This is a genomic window from Acinetobacter sp. ANC 4558 (assembly GCF_002135375.1).
Lineage (GTDB): Bacteria > Pseudomonadota > Gammaproteobacteria > Pseudomonadales > Moraxellaceae > Acinetobacter.
Map to the genome: position 1 here is coordinate 1 of NZ_NEGH01000001.1, position 24,672 is coordinate 24,672.

General features: G+C 39.7%; 35 protein-coding genes, 4 tRNA genes and 1 pseudogene. 6 read left to right on the forward strand and 34 right to left on the reverse strand.

Going from position 1 to position 24,672, the window contains the following annotated elements; genetic code table 11:
- Positions 1 to 321: 4Fe-4S dicluster domain-containing protein (locus B9T31_RS00005; RefSeq protein WP_171264652.1), on the forward strand; the 321-nt coding region annotated here is incomplete at its 5' end.
- A gap of 129 nt (positions 322 to 450) precedes the next feature.
- On the opposite strand, the gene B9T31_RS00010 is transcribed toward B9T31_RS00005, so the two are convergent.
- The 4 genes from B9T31_RS00010 to B9T31_RS00025 all read right to left on the reverse strand — a co-directional run bounded on the left by B9T31_RS00010 (position 451) and on the right by B9T31_RS00025 (position 1,171).
- A tRNA-Arg gene (locus B9T31_RS00010) sits at positions 451 to 527 on the reverse strand.
- 338 nt (positions 528 to 865) lie between these two features.
- A tRNA-Arg gene (locus B9T31_RS00015) sits at positions 866 to 942 on the reverse strand.
- A 48-nt stretch (positions 943 to 990) separates the two neighbouring features.
- Positions 991 to 1,067 (reverse strand) — tRNA-Arg (locus tag B9T31_RS00020).
- Between the two features lie 14 nt (positions 1,068 to 1,081).
- A tRNA-Ser gene (locus B9T31_RS00025) sits at positions 1,082 to 1,171 on the reverse strand.
- A 267-nt stretch (positions 1,172 to 1,438) separates the two neighbouring features.
- Here B9T31_RS00025 and rnr point away from each other — a divergent pair.
- From rnr to B9T31_RS00045, 4 genes are all read left to right on the forward strand, one after another.
- Positions 1,439 to 3,880 carry a ribonuclease R gene (gene rnr / locus B9T31_RS00030; RefSeq protein ID WP_213033212.1) on the forward strand — a complete coding sequence of 814 codons (2,442 nt, stop codon included), beginning with the start codon at positions 1,439 to 1,441 and terminating at the stop codon, positions 3,878 to 3,880.
- Positions 3,881 to 4,032: 152 nt separating this feature from the next.
- Positions 4,033 to 6,078 carry a M3 family metallopeptidase gene (locus tag B9T31_RS00035; RefSeq protein WP_171264663.1) on the forward strand — a complete coding sequence of 682 codons (2,046 nt, stop codon included), beginning with the start codon at positions 4,033 to 4,035 and terminating at the stop codon, positions 6,076 to 6,078.
- A 38-nt stretch (positions 6,079 to 6,116) separates the two neighbouring features.
- On the forward strand, positions 6,117 to 6,332 hold the full coding sequence (locus tag B9T31_RS00040) for a YheV family putative zinc ribbon protein (protein WP_171264653.1): 216 nt from the start codon (positions 6,117 to 6,119) through the stop codon (positions 6,330 to 6,332).
- Positions 6,333 to 6,506: 174 nt separating this feature from the next.
- Positions 6,507 to 7,397, forward strand: a complete 891-nt coding sequence (locus B9T31_RS00045) for a DMT family transporter (RefSeq protein WP_086179933.1) — start codon at positions 6,507 to 6,509, stop codon at positions 7,395 to 7,397.
- Positions 7,398 to 8,127: 730 nt separating this feature from the next.
- On the opposite strand, the gene B9T31_RS00055 is transcribed toward B9T31_RS00045, so the two are convergent.
- The 30 genes and pseudogenes from B9T31_RS00055 to B9T31_RS00200 all read right to left on the reverse strand — a co-directional run bounded on the left by B9T31_RS00055 (position 8,128) and on the right by B9T31_RS00200 (position 23,317).
- The gene (locus tag B9T31_RS00055) at positions 8,128 to 8,388 is read right to left on the reverse strand and encodes a succinate dehydrogenase assembly factor 2 (protein ID WP_086179935.1); all 261 of its coding nucleotides are present in this window, start codon (positions 8,386 to 8,388) and stop codon (positions 8,128 to 8,130) included.
- 368 nt (positions 8,389 to 8,756) lie between these two features.
- Positions 8,757 to 9,122 carry a 50S ribosomal protein L17 gene (gene rplQ / locus B9T31_RS00060; protein ID WP_004672979.1) on the reverse strand — a complete coding sequence of 122 codons (366 nt, stop codon included), beginning with the start codon at positions 9,120 to 9,122 and terminating at the stop codon, positions 8,757 to 8,759.
- Between the two features lie 18 nt (positions 9,123 to 9,140).
- Positions 9,141 to 10,148, reverse strand: a complete 1,008-nt coding sequence (locus B9T31_RS00065) for a DNA-directed RNA polymerase subunit alpha (RefSeq protein ID WP_086179936.1) — start codon at positions 10,146 to 10,148, stop codon at positions 9,141 to 9,143.
- A 16-nt stretch (positions 10,149 to 10,164) separates the two neighbouring features.
- Positions 10,165 to 10,791, reverse strand: a complete 627-nt coding sequence (gene rpsD / locus B9T31_RS00070; RefSeq protein WP_086179937.1) for a 30S ribosomal protein S4 — start codon at positions 10,789 to 10,791, stop codon at positions 10,165 to 10,167.
- Between the two features lie 12 nt (positions 10,792 to 10,803).
- Entirely contained in the window at positions 10,804 to 11,190 is a 387-nt protein-coding gene (rpsK, locus tag B9T31_RS00075) for a 30S ribosomal protein S11 (protein WP_054580362.1), read from the reverse strand.
- Positions 11,191 to 11,209: 19 nt separating this feature from the next.
- The gene (gene rpsM / locus B9T31_RS00080) at positions 11,210 to 11,566 is read right to left on the reverse strand and encodes a 30S ribosomal protein S13 (RefSeq protein WP_086179938.1); all 357 of its coding nucleotides are present in this window, start codon (positions 11,564 to 11,566) and stop codon (positions 11,210 to 11,212) included.
- A gap of 107 nt (positions 11,567 to 11,673) precedes the next feature.
- Positions 11,674 to 11,790, reverse strand: a complete 117-nt coding sequence (gene rpmJ, locus B9T31_RS00085) for a 50S ribosomal protein L36 (protein ID WP_000867907.1) — start codon at positions 11,788 to 11,790, stop codon at positions 11,674 to 11,676.
- Between the two features lie 20 nt (positions 11,791 to 11,810).
- Complete coding sequence (gene secY / locus B9T31_RS00090; protein WP_171264664.1) at positions 11,811 to 13,130, reverse strand: preprotein translocase subunit SecY; 1,320 nt, start codon at positions 13,128 to 13,130, stop codon at positions 11,811 to 11,813.
- Positions 13,131 to 13,175: 45 nt separating this feature from the next.
- On the reverse strand, positions 13,176 to 13,616 hold the full coding sequence (gene rplO, locus B9T31_RS00095; protein WP_086179940.1) for a 50S ribosomal protein L15: 441 nt from the start codon (positions 13,614 to 13,616) through the stop codon (positions 13,176 to 13,178).
- Positions 13,617 to 13,619: 3 nt separating this feature from the next.
- Complete coding sequence (gene rpmD, locus B9T31_RS00100) at positions 13,620 to 13,796, reverse strand: 50S ribosomal protein L30 (protein ID WP_004281495.1); 177 nt, start codon at positions 13,794 to 13,796, stop codon at positions 13,620 to 13,622.
- 6 nt (positions 13,797 to 13,802) lie between these two features.
- Entirely contained in the window at positions 13,803 to 14,300 is a 498-nt protein-coding gene (gene rpsE, locus B9T31_RS00105; RefSeq protein ID WP_086179941.1) for a 30S ribosomal protein S5, read from the reverse strand.
- Positions 14,301 to 14,302: 2 nt separating this feature from the next.
- Complete coding sequence (rplR, locus tag B9T31_RS00110) at positions 14,303 to 14,653, reverse strand: 50S ribosomal protein L18 (RefSeq protein WP_086179942.1); 351 nt, start codon at positions 14,651 to 14,653, stop codon at positions 14,303 to 14,305.
- Between the two features lie 14 nt (positions 14,654 to 14,667).
- Complete coding sequence (rplF, locus tag B9T31_RS00115) at positions 14,668 to 15,201, reverse strand: 50S ribosomal protein L6 (protein WP_086179943.1); 534 nt, start codon at positions 15,199 to 15,201, stop codon at positions 14,668 to 14,670.
- Positions 15,202 to 15,214: 13 nt separating this feature from the next.
- Positions 15,215 to 15,610, reverse strand: a complete 396-nt coding sequence (rpsH, locus tag B9T31_RS00120; RefSeq protein WP_086179944.1) for a 30S ribosomal protein S8 — start codon at positions 15,608 to 15,610, stop codon at positions 15,215 to 15,217.
- Between the two features lie 12 nt (positions 15,611 to 15,622).
- Entirely contained in the window at positions 15,623 to 15,928 is a 306-nt protein-coding gene (rpsN, locus tag B9T31_RS00125) for a 30S ribosomal protein S14 (protein WP_086179945.1), read from the reverse strand.
- Between the two features lie 9 nt (positions 15,929 to 15,937).
- Complete coding sequence (gene rplE, locus B9T31_RS00130) at positions 15,938 to 16,474, reverse strand: 50S ribosomal protein L5 (protein ID WP_086179946.1); 537 nt, start codon at positions 16,472 to 16,474, stop codon at positions 15,938 to 15,940.
- Positions 16,475 to 16,489: 15 nt separating this feature from the next.
- Positions 16,490 to 16,807, reverse strand: a complete 318-nt coding sequence (rplX, locus tag B9T31_RS00135) for a 50S ribosomal protein L24 (protein WP_086179947.1) — start codon at positions 16,805 to 16,807, stop codon at positions 16,490 to 16,492.
- A gap of 9 nt (positions 16,808 to 16,816) precedes the next feature.
- Positions 16,817 to 17,185, reverse strand: a complete 369-nt coding sequence (rplN, locus tag B9T31_RS00140) for a 50S ribosomal protein L14 (protein ID WP_001982634.1) — start codon at positions 17,183 to 17,185, stop codon at positions 16,817 to 16,819.
- A gap of 91 nt (positions 17,186 to 17,276) precedes the next feature.
- Positions 17,277 to 17,534 carry a 30S ribosomal protein S17 gene (gene rpsQ, locus B9T31_RS00145; protein WP_086179948.1) on the reverse strand — a complete coding sequence of 86 codons (258 nt, stop codon included), beginning with the start codon at positions 17,532 to 17,534 and terminating at the stop codon, positions 17,277 to 17,279.
- Positions 17,531 to 17,728, reverse strand: a complete 198-nt coding sequence (rpmC, locus tag B9T31_RS00150; protein WP_004650482.1) for a 50S ribosomal protein L29 — start codon at positions 17,726 to 17,728, stop codon at positions 17,531 to 17,533. Before rpmC ends, rpsQ begins: the two co-directional genes overlap by 4 nt.
- A complete protein-coding gene (gene rplP / locus B9T31_RS00155) occupies positions 17,728 to 18,141 on the reverse strand; it encodes a 50S ribosomal protein L16 (protein ID WP_086179949.1) in 414 nt (137 codons plus the stop codon). Before rplP ends, rpmC begins: the two co-directional genes overlap by 1 nt.
- Positions 18,120 to 18,897 (reverse strand): annotated as a pseudogene (rpsC, locus tag B9T31_RS00160) (30S ribosomal protein S3). Before rpsC ends, rplP begins: the two are co-directional and overlap by 22 nt.
- A gap of 1 nt (position 18,898) precedes the next feature.
- Positions 18,899 to 19,228, reverse strand: coding sequence for a 50S ribosomal protein L22 (gene rplV / locus B9T31_RS00165; protein ID WP_086179951.1), 330 nt, complete (start codon positions 19,226 to 19,228; stop codon positions 18,899 to 18,901).
- Between the two features lie 11 nt (positions 19,229 to 19,239).
- Positions 19,240 to 19,515 (reverse strand): 30S ribosomal protein S19, encoded by a 276-nt coding sequence (gene rpsS / locus B9T31_RS00170; protein WP_004281508.1) that lies wholly within the window; start codon positions 19,513 to 19,515, stop codon positions 19,240 to 19,242.
- A gap of 19 nt (positions 19,516 to 19,534) precedes the next feature.
- The gene (rplB, locus tag B9T31_RS00175; protein ID WP_086179952.1) at positions 19,535 to 20,359 is read right to left on the reverse strand and encodes a 50S ribosomal protein L2; all 825 of its coding nucleotides are present in this window, start codon (positions 20,357 to 20,359) and stop codon (positions 19,535 to 19,537) included.
- 11 nt (positions 20,360 to 20,370) lie between these two features.
- Complete coding sequence (gene rplW, locus B9T31_RS00180) at positions 20,371 to 20,691, reverse strand: 50S ribosomal protein L23 (protein WP_086179953.1); 321 nt, start codon at positions 20,689 to 20,691, stop codon at positions 20,371 to 20,373.
- Positions 20,688 to 21,290, reverse strand: a complete 603-nt coding sequence (gene rplD, locus B9T31_RS00185) for a 50S ribosomal protein L4 (RefSeq protein ID WP_086179954.1) — start codon at positions 21,288 to 21,290, stop codon at positions 20,688 to 20,690. The genes rplW and rplD overlap by 4 nt, the downstream gene beginning before the upstream one ends.
- Before the next feature lie 11 nt (positions 21,291 to 21,301).
- Positions 21,302 to 21,940, reverse strand: a complete 639-nt coding sequence (rplC, locus tag B9T31_RS00190; protein ID WP_086179955.1) for a 50S ribosomal protein L3 — start codon at positions 21,938 to 21,940, stop codon at positions 21,302 to 21,304.
- Positions 21,941 to 22,000: 60 nt separating this feature from the next.
- Positions 22,001 to 22,312, reverse strand: coding sequence for a 30S ribosomal protein S10 (gene rpsJ / locus B9T31_RS00195; RefSeq protein ID WP_000070912.1), 312 nt, complete (start codon positions 22,310 to 22,312; stop codon positions 22,001 to 22,003).
- A gap of 270 nt (positions 22,313 to 22,582) precedes the next feature.
- Entirely contained in the window at positions 22,583 to 23,317 is a 735-nt protein-coding gene (locus B9T31_RS00200; RefSeq protein ID WP_086179956.1) for a type 1 glutamine amidotransferase, read from the reverse strand.
- Between the two features lie 150 nt (positions 23,318 to 23,467).
- Here B9T31_RS00200 and B9T31_RS00205 point away from each other — a divergent pair, with 150 nt between their 5' ends.
- A complete protein-coding gene (locus B9T31_RS00205) occupies positions 23,468 to 24,658 on the forward strand; it encodes a PLP-dependent transferase (RefSeq protein ID WP_086179957.1) in 1,191 nt (396 codons plus the stop codon).
- The last annotated feature ends 14 nt before the right edge of the window (positions 24,659 to 24,672 follow it).

The window sequence follows — 24,672 nt, forward strand, 5'->3', positions numbered from 1 at the left end:
GATGGCAAACTCACCTTTGACCGTTTATCTTCTGTGTTTGTATCAAATACAGTACATGAAGAAAACCAACCTGCGCATTTAAAATTAACTGACCCAAATATTCCAGTGCAAGTTAATTTACCGAAATGGGATGAGCCTGCACAGCGTTACTGCCCTGCTGGCGTATACGAAATTATGGACAATGATGATGGTTCCAAGCGTTTCCAAATTAATGCTGCGAACTGTGTTCACTGTAAAACCTGTGACATCAAAGATCCTTCACAAAACATCACATGGGTAACACCGGAAGGTGGTGGTGGACCAAACTATCCTAATATGTAATGGATAAAATGTCATACAAAACCCGCTTAGGCGGGTTTTTACATATTAAATGTTTTAAGCTACGTTCAATTTATTATTTTTCAAAATTAAGGCACAAAAAAACCACAATTAAGCGGTTGATTCTTCAAGTGGTGCGCTCAGAGAGATTCGAACTCCCGACCCCTTAGTTCGTAGCCAAGTGCTCTATCCAGCTGAGCTATGAGCGCGACGTCTTGATGTGGCATATCATACGTGAATTTTATAATTTGTTAAGTGTTTTTTAATATGATGTGATTCAACCGACTAGTATTTAAGCATTACATTCAATACTCTATCAATTTAAAAAAGTCATATCATAAGAACGGTTATAAAAAACAAAATAAATCAGATAAATTTATAAAAATAGAAATGATCTCTTATTATTATTTTAATCCTTTCATTTTGATCATGTTCTTTATACGGAGAAATATCAATTCAAAAAATCAGATGCCTAATACACGATGAGCCTGTCATGACTTATTTTTTAGATACAAAAAAACCGCAATTAAGCGGTTAATTCTTAAGTTGGTGCGCTCAGAGAGATTCGAACTCCCGACCCCTTAGTTCGTAGCCAAGTGCTCTATCCAGCTGAGCTATGAGCGCATTACTTATCTACCCGAAGGTAATACGTTACTTTTCATATTTACTTATTGGTGCGCTCAGAGAGATTCGAACTCCCGACCCCTTAGTTCGTAGCCAAGTGCTCTATCCAGCTGAGCTATGAGCGCGACATAAGTAAAGTTGGCGGTGAGAGAGGGATTCGAACCCTCGATACAGTTGCCCGTATGCATCCTTAGCAGGGATGTGGTTTCAGCCACTCACCCATCTCACCGTAACGTGCCGCCATAATACAAACTTCACACGCTCACTGCAAGCTTAGAATTTATAAAAACTACATTTTTTTGATCGTTTAAATACTTTTTAAGCAATTTTCATTTATTTCTATGATTATTTTCAAAATAATGTCTAAATTTTATGCGTCGTATAAATATTTCATCTTAAAATTTAAATTTAAACGATAATATTGTCATCAATTACGTGCAGTATTCCTCTGCATGTCTTATGCTAAACCAATATCTTCTTACTTGAAGTCAAAGAAATTATGAAAAATTGGGTCGACCCAGAAGCAAAAGCTGAAGCCGAACGTTACGAAAATCCAATTCCGAGTCGTACTCTCATTTTAGAGACGATTAAAAAGTCTAAACAATCACTATCTCATGCCAATTTAGTGGAAAATTTTGCAATTGTTGATCAAAAAAGTATTGATGCTCTAAGCCATCGCTTAATCGCAATGGTCAGAGATGGTCAACTCATGAAAGATGGCTATAAGTTTCAGCTTGCAGAAGAATTACCAACTTACGACGCTACTGTTTATATTAACTCTAAAGGTCTTGGTTCCGCACATATTAGTGGGCAAGACGATATATTACTTCCTGAACGAGAACTTCGTTTAGTCTTTAATGGCGATCGCGTTAAAGTTCGACAAACCTCTGTAGATCGTAAAGGTAAAGCATGGGGTTTTATTACCGAAGTTGTTCAACACCGTGTAAAACAAATTATTGGTCAACTCTCATCATATGAAGATGAATATTTTATTCAACCGAATAATCCGAATAAACACCAACCGATTACCTTAGAAAAAGAACTGATTGAACATGCTCAAGTTCAGCTAGGAGATTCAGTTCGTATTGCCATTGATGACTACCCTACACGCGAAGAGCTTGCCACAGGTCATATTATTCAATCCATGGCAGATAAAGCAGATACTGAAATTATTATTCCTCAAACCATTTTAGAATTCGGTCTACCTTATGAATTCCCTGAAGATGTGCTTGAAGATGCCAATAGTTTCAAAGAACCTTCAGCACAAGATCGAGCGAACCGTATCGATTTACGAGATTTACCATTGGTCACTATTGATGGTGAAGATGCACGTGATTTTGATGATGCTGTTTATGCAGAAAAGCGTCCTGGTGGTGGGTATCGTGTTGTCGTTGCTATTGCTGATGTCAGTCACTATGTCCGTACCGATAAACCTTTAGATAACGAAGCACAAGAGCGTGGTACTTCAGTTTATTTTCCTCACTTTGTACTACCAATGCTTCCTGAAGCCTTATCAAATGGCTTATGCTCTTTAAATCCAAATGTTGACCGCCTATGTATGGTCTGTGATTTAAAATTATCAAGAGCTGGTAAAGTCACAGGCTATGAATTTTACCCATCCGTCATGCATTCAAAAGCCCGTTTAACATACACACAAGTTGCACAATATTTTGATGGTGATAGCCACGCTGTGCCAGAAGACCGAGATGTTCGTAAATCACTAAATACACTCTTTCAGATGTATCAAGTGCTTAAAGGTTTACGTGCTGAACGTCATGCAATGGAATTTGAAACCGTTGAAACCTATATGACTTTTGATGCATTAGGTGGGATTAATGAAATTCTTCCACGTACTCGTAATGAAGCACATAAGCTGATTGAAGAATGCATGCTCTTAGCGAATGTAGCAGCAGCTGAATATGCACTGAAACACGACATTCCAATGCTTTATCGTGTACACGAAGCACCTGAATTCTCACGAATTCGGAAAGTTAAGGATTTTGTGAAGTTATTAGGTCTTCCCTTTCCTGACCAACCAACACAAGCTGACTATCAATCCGTTATTGAAGCAACCAAAGACCGTATTGATGCCCCTAGCATTCATGCAGTTTTATTACGTTCAATGATGCAAGCATATTATGGCGCTAAAAATTTAGGGCATTATGGTTTAGCGTATGAAGCATACACGCACTTTACCTCGCCAATTCGTCGTTATCCTGATCTCTTGTTGCATCGTGCGATTAAGTCACATCTGAAACAAAAACCTTTCCCGATTTCTGGTGCTGCATTAGATGATGCAGGCGAACATTTCTCTGCAACAGAACGTCGAGCAGATGAAGCTTCTCGTTCAGTAACAACTTGGCTCAAATGTCATTATATGCAACAGCATTTAGGCGAAGAATTTATTGGTACTATTTCTGCAGTTGCCGAATTTGGTCTATTCATTACCCTAAAAGATTTATATGTCGATGGTATGGTTCATGTCAGCCAATTAGGTGATGATTTCTTTGTTTTCGATCAAGCCAGTCAGACATTAATTGGGCAAAATCGCGGTCAAGTTTTTGGCTTAGGTGATGAAATTAAAATTAAAGTCGCTGCGGTCAATCTAGAAGAACGCAAAATTGATTTCGAACTTTTACAACAGCTCACTCATGCTGGTCGTACGATTCGAAGTAAGGCACCTCGCACGGCAAAACCAACTGCTCGCGCTCAAGCCAATGAAGAAATATTTTCTACCCGTACTAAACCACCAGCACAGCTAAGTGAAGATGGACAGCAACTAGTCCGTAAAAAGAAAGACAAAGCTAAATCAAGCTCATATAGCAAAAAAACACCGAAAAAAGCTGCATCTAAAGCAGAAGGAAAAACCAAAGAAAAAGTAAAAAAGAAGGTGAAACCCAAAAAGAAAAAAGCCAATGCGAAAGCAAAAAGTGAATAACATTAACAACTTTATTTAGAGAGCTTCGGCTCTCTTTTTTATTTCCAACTCAAAACTATGCTTTATTTACCACATTCATTCATGGCTTATTTAAGCAGTTTGGCTTGATTTAGTCATAATTGCCCTTACTTCTATTATTAAACACTCAATTTATTTGGCACATTGATATGACATTAGAAAAAGTAACGCTTCCAGTTCCACAATTTAATCAAATTACATTATCAGACTTAAAACAAAAAATTGAAGATGCTATCCAACATGGTCAAAATTATTTAAATGACCTGAAAGCCGTTCCTCAAACCCATGAAGCTCAGCTCGATGTCTTAACTCAGATGGATATGCTTGAAAATAATATGAGTGAAGTATGGGGAATTCTATCTCACTTAAATGCAGTGATGAATAACACTGAAACACGAGAAATTTATCAATCACTACTTCCTGCCTTAAGTGAATATTATACCGCTTTAGGTCAACATACTGTGTTGTATCAAACCTTCCAACACATTCATGATCAGAACTTATTTAGCAACTTATCAGATGCGCAGCAAAGTGCGATTAAACTCGCACTCAGAGATTTTAAATTATCAGGTGTCGCACTCGAAGGTGAGAAAAAACAACGCTATGCTGAAATATCATCTCGCCTATCGCAATTATCATCTGATTTTTCTAACCATGTATTAGATGCAACACAAGCTTATTTTAAACCACTATCTGAAGAAGAATTAAAAGGGTTACCTGAAAGTAGTGTTCAGCTCTTAAAACAATATGGGCAACAACATGAATTAGATCAGCCAGTTGCGACACTCGATATTCCTGCGTATTTAGCAATCATGACGTATGCTGAAACTCGCTCACTACGTCAAACGCTTTATCATGCCTATACCACACGTGCTTCTGAATTAAGTGAACATTCAGCATTTGATAACACCCCCATCATGGAAGAAATCTTAAGATTACGTCAAGAAATGGCGCATCTCTTAGGCTTTAATAATTATGCAGAGTTATCACTCGCTAGTAAAATGGCACCCAATGTTGAAACCGTAAATCAGTTTCTGATTGACCTCGCACAACATGCACGTCAACCAGCAGAAAAAGAGATCCTAGATATTAAAGCGATTGCTGCTGAAGATAATGTCACAGATTTACAGGCTTGGGACATTGCGTTCTATTCTGAAAAATTAAAAGTTCAACAATTTAATTTATCTCAAGAAGCATTAAAACCTTATTTTCCTGTACCTAAAATTTTGCAAGGGCTGTTTCGCATTGTAAATCGCTTATATGGGATTCAAGTTATTGAACGCGAAGCACCTGTTTGGCATCCTGATGCACGATATTTTGAATTAGAAGATCAAGGTCAAGTGGTCGGTGGCTTCTATTTAGATTTATATGCACGTAGTGGAAAACGTGGCGGTGCATGGATGAGTGGCTTTCGTTCTCGCATGCAAACAGCACATCATTTACAAAAACCGATTTGCTATATGGTGTGTAATTTCACTCCACCAATCAATGGTCAGATTGCACAATTAACCCATAATGAAGTTATTACTTTATTCCATGAGTTTGGTCATGGCTTACATCACATGTTAACAGAAGTCGATAATATTTCTGTAGCTGGCACACATGGTGTTGCTTGGGATGCTGTAGAGCTTCCTAGTCAATTCATGGAGTTTTGGGCATGGGACAATGAAAGTCTAGAATTACTCAGTGAACACATCAACACCAAAGAGAGCCTTGCACCCGAATTACTCAAAGCATTACTTGATGCTCGATTCTTCCAATCGGGTATGCAAACACTACGTCAAATTGAATTTGCACTATTTGATTTAACCATTCATAAACTCAGTCCAGCATTAAATGCTGAACAAATTCAAGCAACGTTAAATGATATTCGACAAAAATATGCTGTAGCGCCTACAACGATAGAAAACCGCTTTCAACATAGTTTTAGCCATATTTTTGCTGGTGGTTATGCTGCCGGTTACTATTCATACAAATGGGCTGAAGTTCTTGCAAGTGATGCATTTGATCGTTTTGAGCAAGAGGGAATCTTCAATACTCAAACTGGAAAAGAGTTCAGACAAGCAATTCTTGCTGTTGGCGGAAAAGACCAAGCACTAGAAGCATTTGTGAATTTTAGAAACCGTGAGCCTAAAATTGATGCATTATTACGCCATCAAGGTTGGACGAACAACTCGTAAAATGCGTAAACTATCCGCATCAACAAATATAGGTAAATATGATGACCGTTAAACGTCGCTTCATCGCTGGAGCAAAATGTCCAAAATGCCAGGCATTAGATCGTGTTGTCATGTTCACCTCAGGTGAGGATGAATGGATTGAATGCATTGAGTGCGATTACAGTGAAAATCGTCCAACCCATGTAGAAGAACCAACAATCCCTGCAATACCTGATGAAATAGGTGTTATACAGTTTAAGCCTCGACAGAAATAATTTTTCATTTTAGAGTAAGGAAGAATGTAATTCTTCCTTGCTTGTACATGTGAACATTAATTTAGTTCTTCCCATGCAATAAACTAAACAGAAAGTAAGCTTAATCTATTCAGCTTTCATTTAAAAAGGACAAATTCAGCTAGAATAGGCTGAATACATTGTTATCTCCACAGCATGTCTACTTTTAGCTCAGACCAAAATACATACAAAGCAGTTCTCTTACTCATTTGTTCAGCATTTTTATTTTCATTAATGGGGGTATGTATTCGCTATGCATCACATACCGTCGACAACCCAACTATTGTTTTTTTTCGGAATTGTATCGGTCTTTTAATTTTCTTACCGTTTATTTTTAAACAAGGTTTTAAATTTGTAAAAACTGAAAAACTTTGGATGCATACTTGGCGATCAATTGTTGGATTAACTGCCATGTATGGATTTTTTTATGCAATTGCGCACTTAAAGTTATCTAATGCAATGGTTTTTTCTTATTCTTCACCAATTTTTATTCCATTTATTGCGTGGTTATTCTTAAAAGAGAAAATAACATCCGCGATGCTAATCGCAGCCTTGATTGGACTAATTGGCGTATTATTTGTCGCAAAACCAGATCAAGGTTTGCTTAATCAACTTTCAATTATTGGAATAATCTCAAGTATTTTAGCAGCTACTGCATTTGTTACGGTCAGAGCTCTAACATCAACAGAACCACCAGAGCGAATTGTGTTTTATTTTTGTTTCTTCGGCACCCTTATTTCAGTTATTCCAATGTTTTGGCTCTATAGACCATATACATGGAAAGAATTGGCATATTTAGCTTGTGCAGGAGTACTTGCCAATATTAGTCAAATTTTCATGTCGAATGCATATAAACTTGCACCTGCTGGACAAATCGGACCTGTTAATTATATTGCGATTATTTTTGCAGGAATATGGGGATTCTTATTTTGGTCAGAAAGTCCAGATATATATAGCCTTATCGGCTTTGCATTTATACTTTTAGCAATCTTACTTACGAACCCAATGTTTCGGTTAGCACAGAATAAAAAAAATAATTTATTATGATAAGAATCTCAAATTTTAGATAAAAAAAAGTAGCATTGCGACGGTTCAGCACATGCTACTTATCAACTGGTTGACCAAATGGTCAATATTTTTATTTATATCTTAAAAAATAGATAAATTTTATACATATTTAGAATAATTAGGACTTAAATATTTTCAAATTTAATCTTTAACTACTCATTTTCTGTACTGCTACTATAACCTTATCATAATAAATTTAGCGTAATAGTTGTCTAACAATTTATTCTTTTTGCTAATGATTTGTAAATAATCATGAGCAAATTAAATTTATCTTAATATAAGATTTTGTTTTTCTAAATAATTTATTAAAAATTTATTTTATTCATTATTTTTTTAGAACATTTTTGCCAATATAAGTAGTTTTTTCCATTGTTGTTTAGATAATTGATCACACCAAATAATCAATGGACTATGATTCTTTTCATTCAAATAAATTACAATATAAAGATGATGATTTATCAACTTAGAGAATTGAATACGCTGAGTTTTGTTTTGATTTTGAATACATAAAGTCCACTCATTTTTATCTAAATAATATAATGAAAAATTTTTTTGTTTTTTTAGAAAAATAAATAAAATAATAAACTGAAAAATTAAAAGAACAACAAAAAATGAAATAGATACCGCCATAAATGAAGATACCATAATTATAATGAAAAATATTATAGGTAACGCAACCGCTAAACGGCTGCGATCTAAAATAAAATGATTATGATCCGTGTACATAATATTTTAATTTACGAATAAAATCTTTTAATTCAGGTCTAGGCGGTTCTGCCACCTCCATAAACCAATCTAATAAATCTGGATCTTCTTGTTCTACAAGTTCAGCAAACATTTGTTTTTCATGATCATCTGCTTTTAAGTAGTAGTTTTTAACATATGGATCAAAATAAACATCAATTTCTTTTAAACCACGACGCGCTCTATAAACAACTTTACGCTCTTCTAAACTAATTTCATCAATCATTACTTTTCTCAAATACATATTTTTCAAGTAGTTTAACCCAGCAATAAAAAAGTTTCGATGTATTTATCCTCCGACCAATGAACGTGATTTGTTATGACTTATAAATATTCAAGTGTTTATAATTAAATGTAAGATATATTTTAGTTTTTAGACCTATCGTTCTATATTTAACGTTGGTTATGGTTTAAGGTGCGAGATGTACGATTAAGTTACACAATTTTGTAATATATTTATAAAATCAACGTATTTCTAAACGTCACCAGAAAAATTCAAAATTCTTAAGCCTAATATGAAATTTTAAATGATGATAAAAATAAAAAAGTCGGCTAAAAGCCGACTTTTTAGAACAACTGAACTGTTCGACGAAATTATTTAACTTCGCGATCTACAAGTTCAACGTAAGCCATCGGTGCAGCATCACCTGCACGGAAGCCCGCTTTAAGAACACGTAGATAACCGCCGTTACGTTCTTTGTAACGAGGGCCAAGAATGGTAAATAATTTACCAACAGTTGCTGCTGAACGAGTACGAGCAAACGCTAAGCGGCGATTTGCAACAGTATCGTTTTTAGCTAAAGTGATTAAAGGCTCTGCAACGCGGCGAAGTTCTTTCGCTTTAGGCAAAGTTGTCTTAATTAACTCATGCTCAACTAAAGCATTTGTTAAATTTTGAAACAACGCCTTACGGTGGCTGCTTGTACGGCCTAATTTCACACCACTATTACGATGACGCATGGTGATAGTCCTACTTAATTAACGGCTACGATAGGCGAAACGATCGTCCATACGGAGACTAGCTGGTGGCCAGTTCTCTAAACGCATGCCGAGCTGTAAGCCCTTAGAAGCCAGAACATCTTTGATTTCAGTAAGCGATTTTTTACCAAGGTTAGGAGTTTTAAGTAACTCAACCTCTGTGCGCTGTACGAGATCGCCAATGTAGTAAATATTTTCTGCTTTCAAACAGTTAGCAGAACGAACAGTAAGCTCTAGATCATCTACTGGACGAAGCAAAATTGGATCAACTTCTTCACGAGGCTCTTGAGCTACAGGTGCTTGATCTTTCTGAAGATCAACAAAAATTGCAATTTGTTGTTGCAAAATTGTTGCTGCTTTACGAATTGCTTCTTCAGGATCTACAGTACCATTGGTCTCAAGATCAATGATGAGTTTATCAAGGTCTGTACGTTGTTCTACACGAGCATTTTCAACTGTATAAGAAACACGTTTAACTGGGCTATAAGATGCATCCAATTGTAAACGTCCTACAGGGCGAGTTTCGCCTTCTGGAAAACGAGAATCAGAAGTTTCATAGCCACGGCCTTGAGCAACTTTCAAGCGCATTTTTAATGAGCCAGAAGCACTTAAAGTGCCAATCAAGTGTTCAGGGTTAACCACTTCAACATTATGAGGAAGACGAAGATCAGCAGCTGTAACGTTGCCAGCACCTTCTTTCTCTAATGTCAAATAAGCTTCATTTTGATCGAACAACTTAATAGACAATCCTTTCAGGTTCAGCAAGAGCTCGACGATGTCCTGCTGCAAGCCTTCCAAAGTACTGTACTCGTGCTCAACACCTTCAATTTCAACTTCAACCACAGCAGCGCCAGGTAAAGAAGAAAGAAGGATGCGACGTAAAGCATTACCTAGAGTATGACCAAAACCACGCTCTAAGGGTTCTAGAATAACTTTTGCCGAGGTCCCGCTAACCGCTTCGACCTTGATCGCTTGCGGTGTTAGAAACTCATTTGCAGTACGCGTCATATTGCTACCTCAAGGATTATTTAGAATACAATTCTACAATCAAGCTTTCGTTGATTTCAGCAGGTAAATCAGAACGATCTGGTGCAGCTTTAAACGTACCTTCAAATTTTGAATGATCAATGTCCATCCAAGAAGGAATGCCACGTTGAGCAGCCAATTCAATTGCGTTTTTGATACGTAACTGAGTTTTAGCACCTTCGTGAACTGCAATCACATCACCAGCTTTAACTTGAATAGACGCAATGTTAACACGACGACCATTTAAAGTAATTGAGCGATGCGATACAAGCTGACGAGCTTCTGCACGTGTAGAACCAAAACCCATGCGATAAACAACGTTATCTAGACGGCTTTCAAGCAATTTCAACAAGTTCTCACCTGTTGCGCCTTTAACACGAGCAGCTTCTTTATAGTAGTTACTAAATTGACGCTCTAAAACACCGTACATACGACGTACTTTTTGTTTTTCACGTAATTGTAGTGAATACTCTGATTGTTTACCACCACGCGCTCCGCCATGTTGGCCTGGAGCTTTAGCATGTTTTTTAGTCTTAACGTCAAATGGTTTAACGCCAGATTTTAATTGCAGGTCTGTCCCTTCGCGGCGAGAGAGTTTGCATTTTGGACCAATATAACGAGCCATGAATGTTTCTCCTTACACGCGACGTTTTTTAGGTGGACGGCAACCGTTGTGAGGGATAGGCGTCACATCGGTAATGCTGTTAATTTTATAACCCACTGCACCTAATGCACGAACCGCAGACTCACGACCAGGACCAGGACCTTTTACAAGGACGTCCAAGTTTTTCAAACCGTAATCCTGAGCAGCTTTACCAGCAACTTCAGCAGCTACCTGAGCAGCAAACGGTGTTGATTTACGTGATCCACGGAAGCCTTGTCCACCTGAAGTAGCCCAAGCCAATGCATTACCTTGACGATCAGTGATCGTTACAATGGTGTTATTAAAAGAAGCGTGAATGTGTGCAACACCTTCAGAGACGGTACGGGTGACCTTCTTGCGTGTGCGAGTATCTTTAGCCATCTTTTAGCTTCCAGAAATCTTATTTCTTAATAGGTTTGCGCGGACCTTTACGGGTACGTGCGTTAGTTTTGGTGCGTTGTCCGCGAACAGGCAAGCTGCGACGATGACGAAGACCACGATAGCAGCCTAAATCCATTAAACGTTTAATGTTCATGGAAATTTCGCGACGTAAGTCACCTTCGGTTGGTACCTTAGCAACTTCAGCACGAATCGCATCAAGCTGAGCATCATCTAATTCACGAATTTTTGTTGTTGGTAAAATACCTACAGCAGTTAAGATATTCTTAGCTGTGTGGCGACCAATACCAAAAATATACGTGAGAGAGATAACAGCATGCTTGTTATCCGGAATGTTTACACCGGCAATACGAGCCATTCAAATTTCTCCAAAAAGGCAGTAGAGATAATCAACCGCCCCACAAAAATCTTGAGGGGCGGATAATAACCCAATTAGCCTACTGAAATCAACAGGTCTTGATTAGATTAACCTTGACGCTGCTTATGACGAGGTTCAGCGCTACAAATTACGCGAATAACCCCATTACGACGGATAACTTTACAGCTACCACAAATTTTCTTTACAGAAGCTTGTACTTTCATGATGAAACCTCTAAGTGCGCTTATCCCTTAGGATGAGCAGTCGTTTTTCTCATTAATGTTTGATTATCATACTGATGAGATGTTAAATGAGCTTGAAGCTGAGCCATAAAGTCCATTACAACAACTACTACAATCAACAATGATGTCCCACCTAAAGAAAATGGAATACCAAATGAGCTTTGTAGAATCATTGGCATCAAGCAAACTACAGTAATATAAATCGCACCAATAAACGTCAAACGATTGAGAATATGATCTAAGTAACGAGCAGTTTGCTCACCTGGACGTATACCAGGCACATAAGCTCCGCTGCGTTTCAGATTCTCTGATACTTCTTTAGGGCTAAATACTAGCGCAGTATAGAAATAGCAGAAAAAGATAATTAACGCACCAAAGAGCACCAAATACAACGGCTGTCCAGGCGATAGTACCAATGCCAAATCTTGTAGGCTACGTTTAATAAATCCTGCATTAGGATCTGCACTTCCCACCCATTGACCTAAGCTCGCAGGGAACAAAAGTAATGAACTTGCAAAAATTGCAGGAATAACACCAGCCATATTAATTTTTAATGGGAGGTGTGTTTGCTGTGCTGTAAATACACGACGACCTTGTTGCTTTTGAGCATAATTTACTGGAATACGACGCTGCGCTTTCTCAATAAAAACAATTGCTGCTAACACTGCTAAAGACAACACAGCAAATACTGCTAAACCAATCAGACTTGATTGACCATTATCAATAGATGTAAATGATTGCAAAACAAGATTTGGCAATCCAGCAACAATACCCGCGAAAATGATCATGGATATACCATTTCCCACTCCGCGTTCAGTAATTTGTTCACCCAACCACATTAAGAACATTGTTCCTGCAACTAAAGAGGTTACTGCAGGAACGTAAAATGCTAGACCATCTGTCAAAGTAATCCCTTGACTAATTAATCCAGCACACATACCCACAGATTGCACAAGTGCAAGTAACAATGTACCTTGGCGCGTATATTGATTTATTTTACGCTTACCTTGCTCGCCTTCTTTCTTTAAGGCTTCCAGCGAAGGAACAACCGTTGACATTAACTGCACAATAATTGATGCAGAAATGTAAGGCATAATTCCCAAAGCAAGAATTGACATTCGTTCTAAGGCGCCACCTGAAAACATGTTAAACAAACCAAGGATTGTACCTTGGTTTGCATTAAACAAGTTTTCAAGAGCTGCATTATTAATGCCCGGTACTGGAATATGCGCCCCTAGCCGAAAGACCAACAATGCACCAATTAGAAACATCATTCTACGAATTATTTCACGGTATTTCACGTGAAATGGTTGACCTTTCATCATGTGAACATGACCAGAAGAACTAGGAGACATAGACACTGGAGATTACTCCTCGACTTTGCCGCCAGCAGCTTCTACAGCAGCTTTAGCACCTTTAGTCAATGCAACACCTTGAACAGTGAATGCACGAGTAATTTCACCAGAAAGTACGATACGAGCACGAATCATATCTTTACGTACAACGTTAGCAGCTTTTAAAGTTTCAAGACTAACGATGTCGCCTTCAACTTTAGAAAGCTCAGACAAACGTACTTCAGCAGTTTTTAATGCGATTTGGCTAGTGAAACCGAATTTAGGCAAACGACGATATAACGCAGTTTGACCACCTTCGAATCCTGGACGAACGCCACCGCTCTTACGTGATTTTTGACCTTTGACACCACGGCCACCTGTCTTACCAACGCCAGAACCGATACCACGGCCTAAACGAAGGTTTTCACGTTTAGCACCTTCTGCAGGTGCAATTGTATTTAAACGCAGAGTCATGGCTTATTCCTCTACACTAACCATATAGTAGACTTGGTTGATCATACCACGATTAGAAGGTGTATCTAACACTTCTACAGTATGACCAATACGACGCAGACCTAAACCTTGAAGGCTAAGCTTGTGATTTTTCAAGCGATGCGATGCAGATTTAGTCTGGGTAACTTTAATCGTTTTCATGATTGATTACCCTTGAATTTGTTCTACTGTTAAACCACGTTTAGCAGCGACTCTCTCAGGAGAAGTCATATCACGCAAACCATTGAAAGTTGCGTTTACTACGTTAGCAGCGTTAGTAGAACCATAACATTTAGTTAGTACGTTACGTACACCAACAGCTTCTAATACTGCGCGCATAGCGCCACCAGCAATTACACCAGTACCTTCAGAAGCAGGTTGCATGTAAACGCGGCTTGCACCGTGACGAGCATTAATAGAGTGTTGAACTGTACCGTCAACAAGGTCAACAGTAATCATGTTGCGACGAGCCGCTTCAAGTGCTTTAGAAATAGCAGCTGGAACTTCACGTGCTTTACCACGACCAAAACCTACACGACCATTACCATCACCCACAACAGTTAATGCTGTGAAAGAGAAGATACGACCACCCTTAACAACTTTGGCTACACGATCAACGGCAACCAGCTTTTCAACAAGACCTTCGTTTTGTTCAACTTTAGCCATGATTAGAACTCCAAGCCATTTTCACGAGCAGCATCAGCCAAGGCTTTGATACGACCATGATATTTGAAACCAGAACGGTCAAATGCAACTTTAGTTACGCCAGCTGCTTTCGCACGTTCTGCGATTAAAGCACCTACTTTTTGAGCAGCATCAACATTACCTGTTGAACCTGCACGTAAAGTAGCATCTAAAGTTGAAGCTTGCGCTAAAACTTTACCACCATCTGCTGAGATAACTTGAGCATAGATGTGACGCGGAGTGCGGTTTACACACAAGCGAGTCGCACCCAATGCACGAATGTGCAAGCGTGTGCTTTTCGCACGACGCAAACGGGATTGTTTCTTTTCGTTCATAAGAACCTCGCGCCTTATTTCTTCTTAGCTTCTTTACGAAGAACAACTTCGTCAGAATAACGAACACCTTTACCTTTATAAGGCTCTGGCGGACGATAACCACGGATTTCTGCTGCAACTTGTCCAAGTAACTGCTTGTTTGCTGATTTAAGCACAATTTCAGTTGCCGTTGGAGTTTCTGCAGTTACACCTTCAGGAAGGTTGTAATCAACCGGGTGAGAAAAACCTAGGCTAAGGTTAATAATATTACCTTTAACCGCAGCTTTATAACCAACACCGATAAGTTGCAACTTACGTTCGAAACCTTCGTTAACACCTTTTACAAGGTTGTTCAATACAGCGCGAGCAGTACCAGCTTGCATCCAAGAATCTTTCGATTCTTTAACTGGAGCAATATGAAGTTGACCTTCTTCCTGTTTTAGCTCGACCAGCGCATGCAGGTTGAAAGACAATGTACCTTTACTGCCTTTCACTTCGACCTGCCGGCCGTTCTGAGTAACTGTTACACCATTAGGTACAGTTACTGGGGCTTTAGCCACACGAGACATGAGGAATCACCTATTAAGAAACAAAAGCAATAACTTCACCACCGATACCTGCAACACGTGCAGCGCGATCAGTCATGATGCCTTTGCTTGTAGAAACAATTGCAATACCTAAACCTTGCTTAACGCGAGGAAGATTATCTTTACCGCGATATTGGCGAAGTCCTGGACGACTTACGCGCTTCACAGTATCAATAACTGGTTTGCCTTCGAAGTATTTTAACGTAATTGTTAAAGTTGCTTTACCTTCAAGTTCTGCAACTTCTACGTTAGAAATATAACCCTCTTGTTGAAGTACGTTTGCAATTGCAACTTTCAACTTAGAGTTAGGCATAGAAACAGTTTGTTTCTTTGCCATTTGTGCGTTACGAACACGTGTTAGCATGTCGGCAACGGTATCTTGCATACTCATTTATAGTGCTCCTTACCAGCTTGCCTTAACAACGCCAGGTACATCACCCTGCATTACTGTATCGCGTAATTTGTTACGGCTTAGACCGAACTTACGGAAGTAACCATGAGGACGACCAGTTAAACCACAACGGTTACGTAGACGTACAGGAGATGCATTACGTGGTAATGCTTGTAATTTTAACATCGCATCGAAACGTTCTTCGTCGCTAGCATTTACGTTTGCAATAACAGCTTTATATTCAGCACGTTTTGCAGCGTATTTAGCAACAGTATTTTCGCGTTTCAATTCGCGATTAATCATACTTTTCTTAGCCATATCGACCTCTTATTTGAACGGGAAGCCGAATGCACGCATAAGCGCACGGCCTTCGTCATCGGTGCGAGCAGTCGTAGTAACGGTAATGTCCATACCACGAATACGATCAATCTTATCAAAATCGATTTCAGGGAAAACGATTTGCTCTTTAAGACCCATTGAGTAGTTACCACGACCATCGAATGATTTCGCAGAGAAACCACGGAAGTCACGGATACGAGGGATCGCAATAGAGATCAAACGGTCTAAGAATTCGTACATACGTTCGCCGCGTAAAGTCACTTTACAACCAATCGGCCAACCGTCACGGATTTTAAACCCTGCAATTGATTTGCGAGCTAATGTTAAAACTGGTTTTTGACCAGCAATAGCTTGCATATCAGCAAGAGCACCATCAAGGAGTTTTTTGTCAGCAGCTGCTGCACCAACACCCATGTTGATAGTAATTTTAGTGATGCGAGGAATCTCCATCACATTCTTAACGCCCAATTGTTCAAGTAATTGAGCTTTAAGTTCTTCATTGTAACGCGTTTTAAGTCTGGCCATTGCCCATTCAACCTATTACTTCGCTACCGCCACTGCTTCACCATTTGATTTATAAACACGAGTTTTCGCGCCTTCAATCACTTGGTAACCAATACGGTCAGCCTTTTGGGTTGTAGCATTAAAAATTGCCACATTTGAGATATGAAGCGTAGCTTCTTGAGTTACGATACCGCCTTCAGCGCCAGTAGCACGATTCGGCTTCTGATGCTTCTTCACTAAGTTAAGGCCTTCAACCTTAACGCGGTCATTAGAAACTGACAGAACAGTACCCTGTTTGCCTTTTTCTTTACCTGCGATCACAATTACTTGATCGCCTTTTTTAATCTTAGCCATGATTGCCTCTTATAGAACTTCAGGAGCCAATGAAATAATTTTCATGAACTGTTCAGTACGAAGTTCACGAGTCACTGGTCCGAATATACGAGTAGCAATCGGCGCTTTGTTGTTGTTCAAAATAACAGCTGCGTTATCGTCGAAACGAATCACTGAACCATCTGGACGACGGATGCCGAATTTAGTACGAACAACTACTGCATTCATCACGTCACCTTTTTTAACACGTGCGCGTGGAATTGCTTCTTTTACAGTAACTTTAATAATGTCGCCAACAGAAGCATAACGACGATGTGAACCACCAAGTACTTTAATACATTGTACGCGGCGAGCACCACTGTTGTCTGCTACGTCGAGCATAGTTTCGGTCTGAATCATTGCCCTACTCCAAAACCTAGCATCACCGGTTACAATTCGAAAGGCTCAAAGAGTACTCGAAATTAACCGATGATGCAACAAAAACGTTTAATTACTCAGCAGCTGCTTCAACAACTTCAACTAGAGTCCAAGACTTAGTTTTAGAAATTGGGCGGCTTTCTTTGATTGTTACAACATCGCCTAATTTAGCTGTGTTGTTCTCATCATGAGCATGTAATTTTGTTGAACGGCGGATTGATTTGCCATACAACGGGTGTTGAACGCGGCGTTCAATAAGAACAACAATAGACTTGTCCATTTTGTCGCTTACAACTTTGCCGGTTAACGTGCGGACTGTATTATCACTCATTGTCCGTTCCCCTGTTTTTCGGTAAGGAGGGTCTTAATACGAGCAATAGTCTTACGAGTAAGTGCAACTTCATGCGATTTACCCAATTGACCAGTTGCTTTAGCCATACGAAGACGAAATTGGTTAAGCTGTTGCTCATCAAGCAAAGCTGTCAACTCTTCTACCGACTTTTCACGTAGATCTTTAGTTTTCATTACATTACCGTCCGAGTCACGATAGTGGTTTTAAACGGAAGTTTAGCAGCTGCAAGCGTAAATGCTTCACGCGCTAACTCTTCGTTCACACCTTCCATTTCGTACAGGATTTTACCTGGTTTGATCACACAAACCCAGTACTCCACATTACCCTTACCTTTACCCATACGAACTTCTAATGGCTTTTCAGTAATTGGTTTATCTGGGAATACACGAATAAAAATCTTACCACCACGTTTTACACGACGGCTGATTGTACGACGTGCAGCTTCAATTTGGCGAGCTGTCATACGACCACTCTCAATTGCTTTAAGTGCAATTGAACCAAAAGCTACTGTGCTACCACGATGCGCAAGACCAGTGTTACGGCCCTTATGCACCTTACGGAATTTTACACGTTTAGGTTGTAACATCGATTATTCTCCTTTTTCAGCAGAACGATCATTACGACGACCACGACGCTCTTGACCTTCACCACGACCACGACCGCGTTTAGCTGGACGGTCTTCAGCAGGAGCAGGGTTCATGACTTGTTTCATGCCACCTAAAATCTCACCACGGAAAATCCAAACTTTAACACCAATCGTACCGTAAGTAGTCTCAGCACGCATAGTAGCATAGTCGATGTCAGCACGTAATGTATGCAAAGGTACACGACCTTCACGATACCATTCTGTACGCGCAATCTCAGCACCACCTAGACGGCCTGAAACTTCAACTTTGATACCTTTAGCACCAGCACGCATAGAGTTCTGTACAGCGCGTTTCATCGCACGACGGAACATCACACGCTTCTCTAATTGTGAAGCAATTGCTTCGGCAACTAAGCGTGCATCTAAGTCTGGGCGATCAATTTCATTGATACTTACTTGCGCTGGAACACCCATAATGCTGGTAAGTTCGCGTTGTAATTTCTCAATATCTTCGCCTTTTTTACCGATAACGATACCAGGACGAGCAGTGCTAATCGTAATTTTAGCAGCGCCAGTAGGACGTTCGATAAGAATATTGCTGATCATTGCATTCTTAAGTTTTTTAGTTAAAAACTCACGAACTTGCAAATCTTTAAGCAAGTATTCAGCGTATTGTTTCGGGCTCGCATACCAGTTAGCGTTATGACGTTTCACAACACCTAGGCGGATACCGATTGGATGAACCTTCTGACCCATATCAAACCCCTACCTTAACGGTGATGTGACAAGTACGCTTAGTAATACGATCTGCACGGCCTTTAGCACGTGGCATAATACGTTTCAGGCTAGTGCCCTCATCAACGTAGATCGTAGATACTTTAAGATCGTCTACATCTAAACTGTTATTGTGTTCAGCGTTTGCAATTGCAGATTCCAATGCTTTTTTAACCAAAACTGCAGCTTTTTTGTTGCTGAAATTCAAGATATTTAAAGCATGCGCAACAGATTTGCCGCGAATTAAATCAGCAACCAAACGTGTCTTCTGTGCCGAGATAGCGGCACCGCGTAATTTAGCAGTTACTTCCATCATAGCACCTATTAACGTTTAGACTTCTTGTCAACACCGTGACCACGATAGGTACGAGTTGGCGCGAATTCACCTAATTTATGACCAACCATATGTTCAGATACGATTACCGGAACATGGTTACGTCCATTATGTACAGAAATTGTTAAACCAACAAAATCCGGGAGGATCATCGAACGACGCGACCAAGTTTTGATCGGCTTACGGTTATTAGCCGCGATTGCCGCTTCAACCTTAGCGAACAAGTGCGCATCGACGAATGGGCCTTTTTTCAGAGAACGAGGCATTGTCAGATTCCTTTACTTGTTACTTAACGCGACGGTCGCGAATAATCATCTTAGTCGTACGCTTGTTGGTACGTGTCTTGTACCCTTTAGCTTTTTGACCCCATGGACTTACAGGTTGAATACCTTTATTACGCCCTTCACCACCACCATGCGGGTGATCAACTGGGTTCATAGCCATACCACGTACGGTAGGACGAACGCCACGCCAGCGTGAAGCACCTGCTTTACCTAACGAACGTAAGTTGCTTTCTGAGTTAGAAACCTCACCCAGTACAGCACGGCACTCAACATGCACTTTACGCATTTCACCAGAACGTAGGCGAATGATTGCGTAAGAACCGTCACGACCCAACAACTGAGCAGAAGTACCAGCTGAACGTACTAACTGTGCGCCCTTGCCAATTTTAAGCTCGATGTTGTGAATAGTAGAACCGATAGGTACGTTACGAAGTGGTAAACAGTTACCTGGACGAATTGGAGCATCGTTACCAGATTGCACTTTATCACCAGCGCGCACACCTTTAGGTGCAATAATATAACGACGCTCACCGTCAGCATATTTCAATAAAGCAATATGTGAAGTACGGTTAGGATCGTATTCAATACGTTCAACTACAGCAGGAATGCCATCTTTGTTACGTTTGAAGTCAACAAGGCGATAGTGCTGCTTATGACCACCACCAACGTGACGAGTAGTAATGTGACCGTTATTATTACGACCACCAGTACGTTTTTTAGCTTCTACCAACGGTGCATAAGGTGCGCCTTTGTGAAGGTGGTCATGAACCACTTTCTCTACAAAGCGACGTCCCGGAGACGTTGGCTTACATTTTTGAATCGGCATAAATTTCGTCCTTATTCCGCTGCGCTTTCAGCGGTATCGCCCAAGTCAGCCATTTCAACATCTTGGCCAGCTTTCAGGGTGACGTATGCTTTTTTAACATCAGAACGACGTCCTAATGTTTTACCAAAGCGCTTAGTCTTACCTTTGGTGATTGTTGTATTTACTTTAACAACTTCTACACCAAACAATTGTTCAACAGCTTTTTTGATTTCAAGTTTGTTTGCACTTAATGCAACTTTAAACACTTGAACACCAGCAGTCTCACCTAAAACTTGAGCTTTTTCTGAGAAAACAGGTCCTTGAAGGACTTGATATAAACGTTCGTTGTTCATCCGAGTTCTACCTCAATTTTCTTAGCAGCAGCTACAGACATAACAACTTTATCGAACGCGATCAAGCTAACAGGATCAATTGCAGCAGCATCAACAACATCCACATGTGGAAGGTTGCGAGCAGCAAGATACAAGTTCTCATCAACAGCATCTGTAACGATCAATGCACGAGTTGCATTCAAGTCGTTAAGTTTTGCAAGCAATTCTTTAGTTTTTGGAGCTGCAACTGTAAACTCTTCAACTAAAACTAAGCGATCTTGACGAACAAGTTCAGCTAGGATGCATTGCATAGCACCGCGATACATTTTACGGTTTACTTTTTGAGACCAGTCTTGTGGACGAGCTGCAAAAGTTTTACCACCGCCAACCCAAATCGGGCTACGAATAGAACCAGCACGAGCGCGGCCAGTACCTTTTTGACGGAACGGCTTTTTACCACCACCAGAAACGTCTGCACGTGATTTCTGAGCTTTTGAACCTTGACGACCACCAGCTAAATAAGCTGTAACAACTTGGTGTACAAGAGCTTCATTGAATTCACGACCGAACGCAACTTCTGATAATTCAACAGCAGAGCCGGAAACAGTATTTAAATTCACGTTATTTCCCCTCAGGCCTTGATCGTAGGACGAACGATTACGTCGCCACCAGTAGCACCAGGAATCGCACCTTTAACAACAAGAACTGAACGCTCTGTGTCGATAGATACAATTTCAAGACCCTGTACTGTTACGCGTTCAGCACCTAAATGGCCAGCCATTTTTTTGCCTTTGAACACGCGACCAGGAGTCTGGTTTTGACCAGTAGAACCTAGAACACGGTGAGATACAGAGTTACCGTGAGTAGCGTCTTGAGTACGGAAGTTCCAACGTTTAACACCACCTTGGAAACCCTTACCTTTAGATTGTCCAGTTACGTCAACAACTTGACCAACTGCAAACAATTCAACTGTAAGCGTACCACCAACTTCACGACCTTCAAGATCAGCTTCTGTAGCACGAAATTCTTGAACTAAACGACCAGCAGCAACACCAGCTTTCGCAAAGTGACCTTTCTGAGCGTTAGTCACGCGAGATTCGCGACGTTCACCAGTAGTGATTTGAATCGCTTGATAACCATCAGTTTCAAGCGTTTTGATTTGTGTGATGCGGTTAGGATCAACCTCAATCACTGTTACAGGCACAGAAACACCAGCATCTGTAAAGATACGTGTCATACCGCACTTGCGACCGACTAAACCAATAGCCATGTGCATAAACCTCTAAAAAAGCGGCCTAATTAACTTAGAGTGTTAATTAACCCGAAAGCCTTAACCCAAAGCGATCTGAACATCAACACCAGCTGCTAGATCTAATTTCATCAATGCATCTACAGTTTTGTCTGTAGGTTGAACGATATCGATCAAACGCTTATATGTGCGGATTTCATATTGGTCACGCGCATCTTTGTTTACGTGTGGTGATGTTAAAACGTTAAAACGTTCGATGCGAGTTGGCATCGGAATTGGACCACAAACTTGTGCGCCAGTACGTTTTGCTGTTTCTACGATCTCTTGAGCAGATTGATCAATTAAACGATGATCAAAAGACTTAAGACGGATACGAATTCTCTGGTTAGACATACCAGTTAACTCCAAGCCAAATATATAAAGAATCACCCTTGACGCATCTCACCTCACTTTATTAAGGTCAGTGTCAAGAGCAGTGAGTTATCACTAAGGTCATGATCGATGCCACGACTGTAACGATGTCAGCTACTTTCTTCGCAGCTAACCCCCTTATATAAAGGGTCGCCCATTATAGCTATTGTTTATTGCATAAGCAAACCTATTTTACCTTTTTTCACTATTATTTGATTTTCCGTCTTGTTTGTTTTATAAACAAAAAAATATTTATACCTCTAGTTTCAAAACATAGGCTACCGCTTGTTTTAATATTTGATTTCCAACAATAAATTGGCAATCTTCAGTTTTTTTCAACGAGATAAAATCTTGCACATATGCTCCTGAAAATAATGCCAACTCTTCATCATTTTCCAGAAACAGTTTTAAAACCTTTGCTGTCATTTCTGGGTGGAATTGAAAACCTAGCACATTTGTTCCAATTTGGTACATTTGATTGCGACAAACATGATTTTCTGCCAAATGAATTGCACCTTTCGGAATTTCAAATGTCTCACTATGCCATTGCATCACATTAAATACCTCTGGAAGCTTAAAACACTGTTCTGGAACAGAGTTTTTTCGATAGACCTGTGTCCATCCTAATTCTTGTTCAGGATTTCGACTCACCGCAGCACCAAGCGTATTTGCAATGAGTTGCCCCCCAAAACACAAGCCAATCACTGGTTTCCCCAATGCTAAATATCGTCTCAACCACCTTTTTTCTATTTTTAACCAAGGATAATTAGCCTCGTCATTCACACTCATTGTCCCTCCCATTATAATCAATAAGTCGACTTCACTTAGCTCAGGTAATGCTTCTATTTCCAATGAGTGATCTAAAGGTAATGCAAAAAATTCTGTTGCTGTAATTTGTGCATTCATTTGCTGAAGATACTCAAAGCAACCACCAAATCCCTCTCCAGCAATATGTTGAAAATAATGCACTTTTAATTTTGCCTTCATGTACTTGCCTATTTTTATTTGTCTTATAGAACGACGTGCAAAATTGAAGCCAGTTTTATCTCTATTTTTACAGAATTTTATCTTTCCTTTACCAATCTATTGTGGTTTTCTTTTAAGCTTAATTTATTGAATTATTTTAAAGAGTTTAATGTGAAAATCTCTCCACAAACACAGCTTATTCATGCACCAAGATTAGCACCTCAGTACGTCTCTACAATTCAACCTCCACTATTTCGTGCTTCGACCATTATTTTTGAAAATACTAACGCACTATTTAATCGCCATTGGACAGATCAATATGACTATAGTTATGGCACACACGGCACACCAACAACCTTTACACTAGGTGATAATATTGCACGTATTGAGGGCGGAAAATATTGCCTACTTGCACCTAGTGGTTTATCCGCAATTAATTTGGTCAATTCATGTTTTCTAAGTCATGGCGATGAGGTTTGGGTTGCAGATAACATTTATGGTCCAAATATGGAGCATCTACTTAATCTTAAAAATCGTTATGGCATTCAAGTAAAAGTTTACAATCCCCTTGATGTCGATTCATTTACGCCAAGCAGTAAAACTAAACTTCTTTGGTTAGAAGCAGCAGGATCCGTCACTTTAGAATTTCCCAATTTAATCGGATTGGTCAAAAAAGCAAAAGCACAAAATATTCTGACTGCCATTGACAACACTTGGGGAGCAGGTATTGCCTTTAATGCTTTCAATTTTGGCGCAGAACACCTCAGTATAGACATTTCTGTACATGCACTCACCAAATATCCAAGTGGCGGCGGTGATATTCTCATGGGTTCAGTTGTCACTAACAATCTAGAACTTCACCACAAACTCTTCCGCACTCATGCCATTCAAGGAATTAGCATTTCAGGAGATGATGCTGCGCAAATTCAACGTAGCCTTTCATCCATGCAGCTACGTTATGAACATCAATCACAAAGTGCACTAAAATTACTAAACTGGTTAAAAAAACAACAACACTTTACACAAGTACTTCACCCTGCGGATCAAGACTCTGCTGGACATAAATATTGGAAAGAAGTGTGCCCCAATGCACATAGCGCAGGACTCGTTAGTGTCATTTTTGATGAAAAATATACCCTTAATGATATTCGTCAATTTTGTGATGCATTAACCTTGTTTAAAATTGGTTTTAGCTGGGGTGGTCCTGTCAGCCTAGTCATGCTATATCGTTTAAAGGATATACGCACATTAGCAACAGCACATTTAAAAACAGGAATTCTTGTTCGTTTTTGCATAGGACTAGAACATCCTGAAGATTTAATTCATGATATTGAAAAAGCACTTTTAACACTCGATTCGTAATAATTAAAATGACG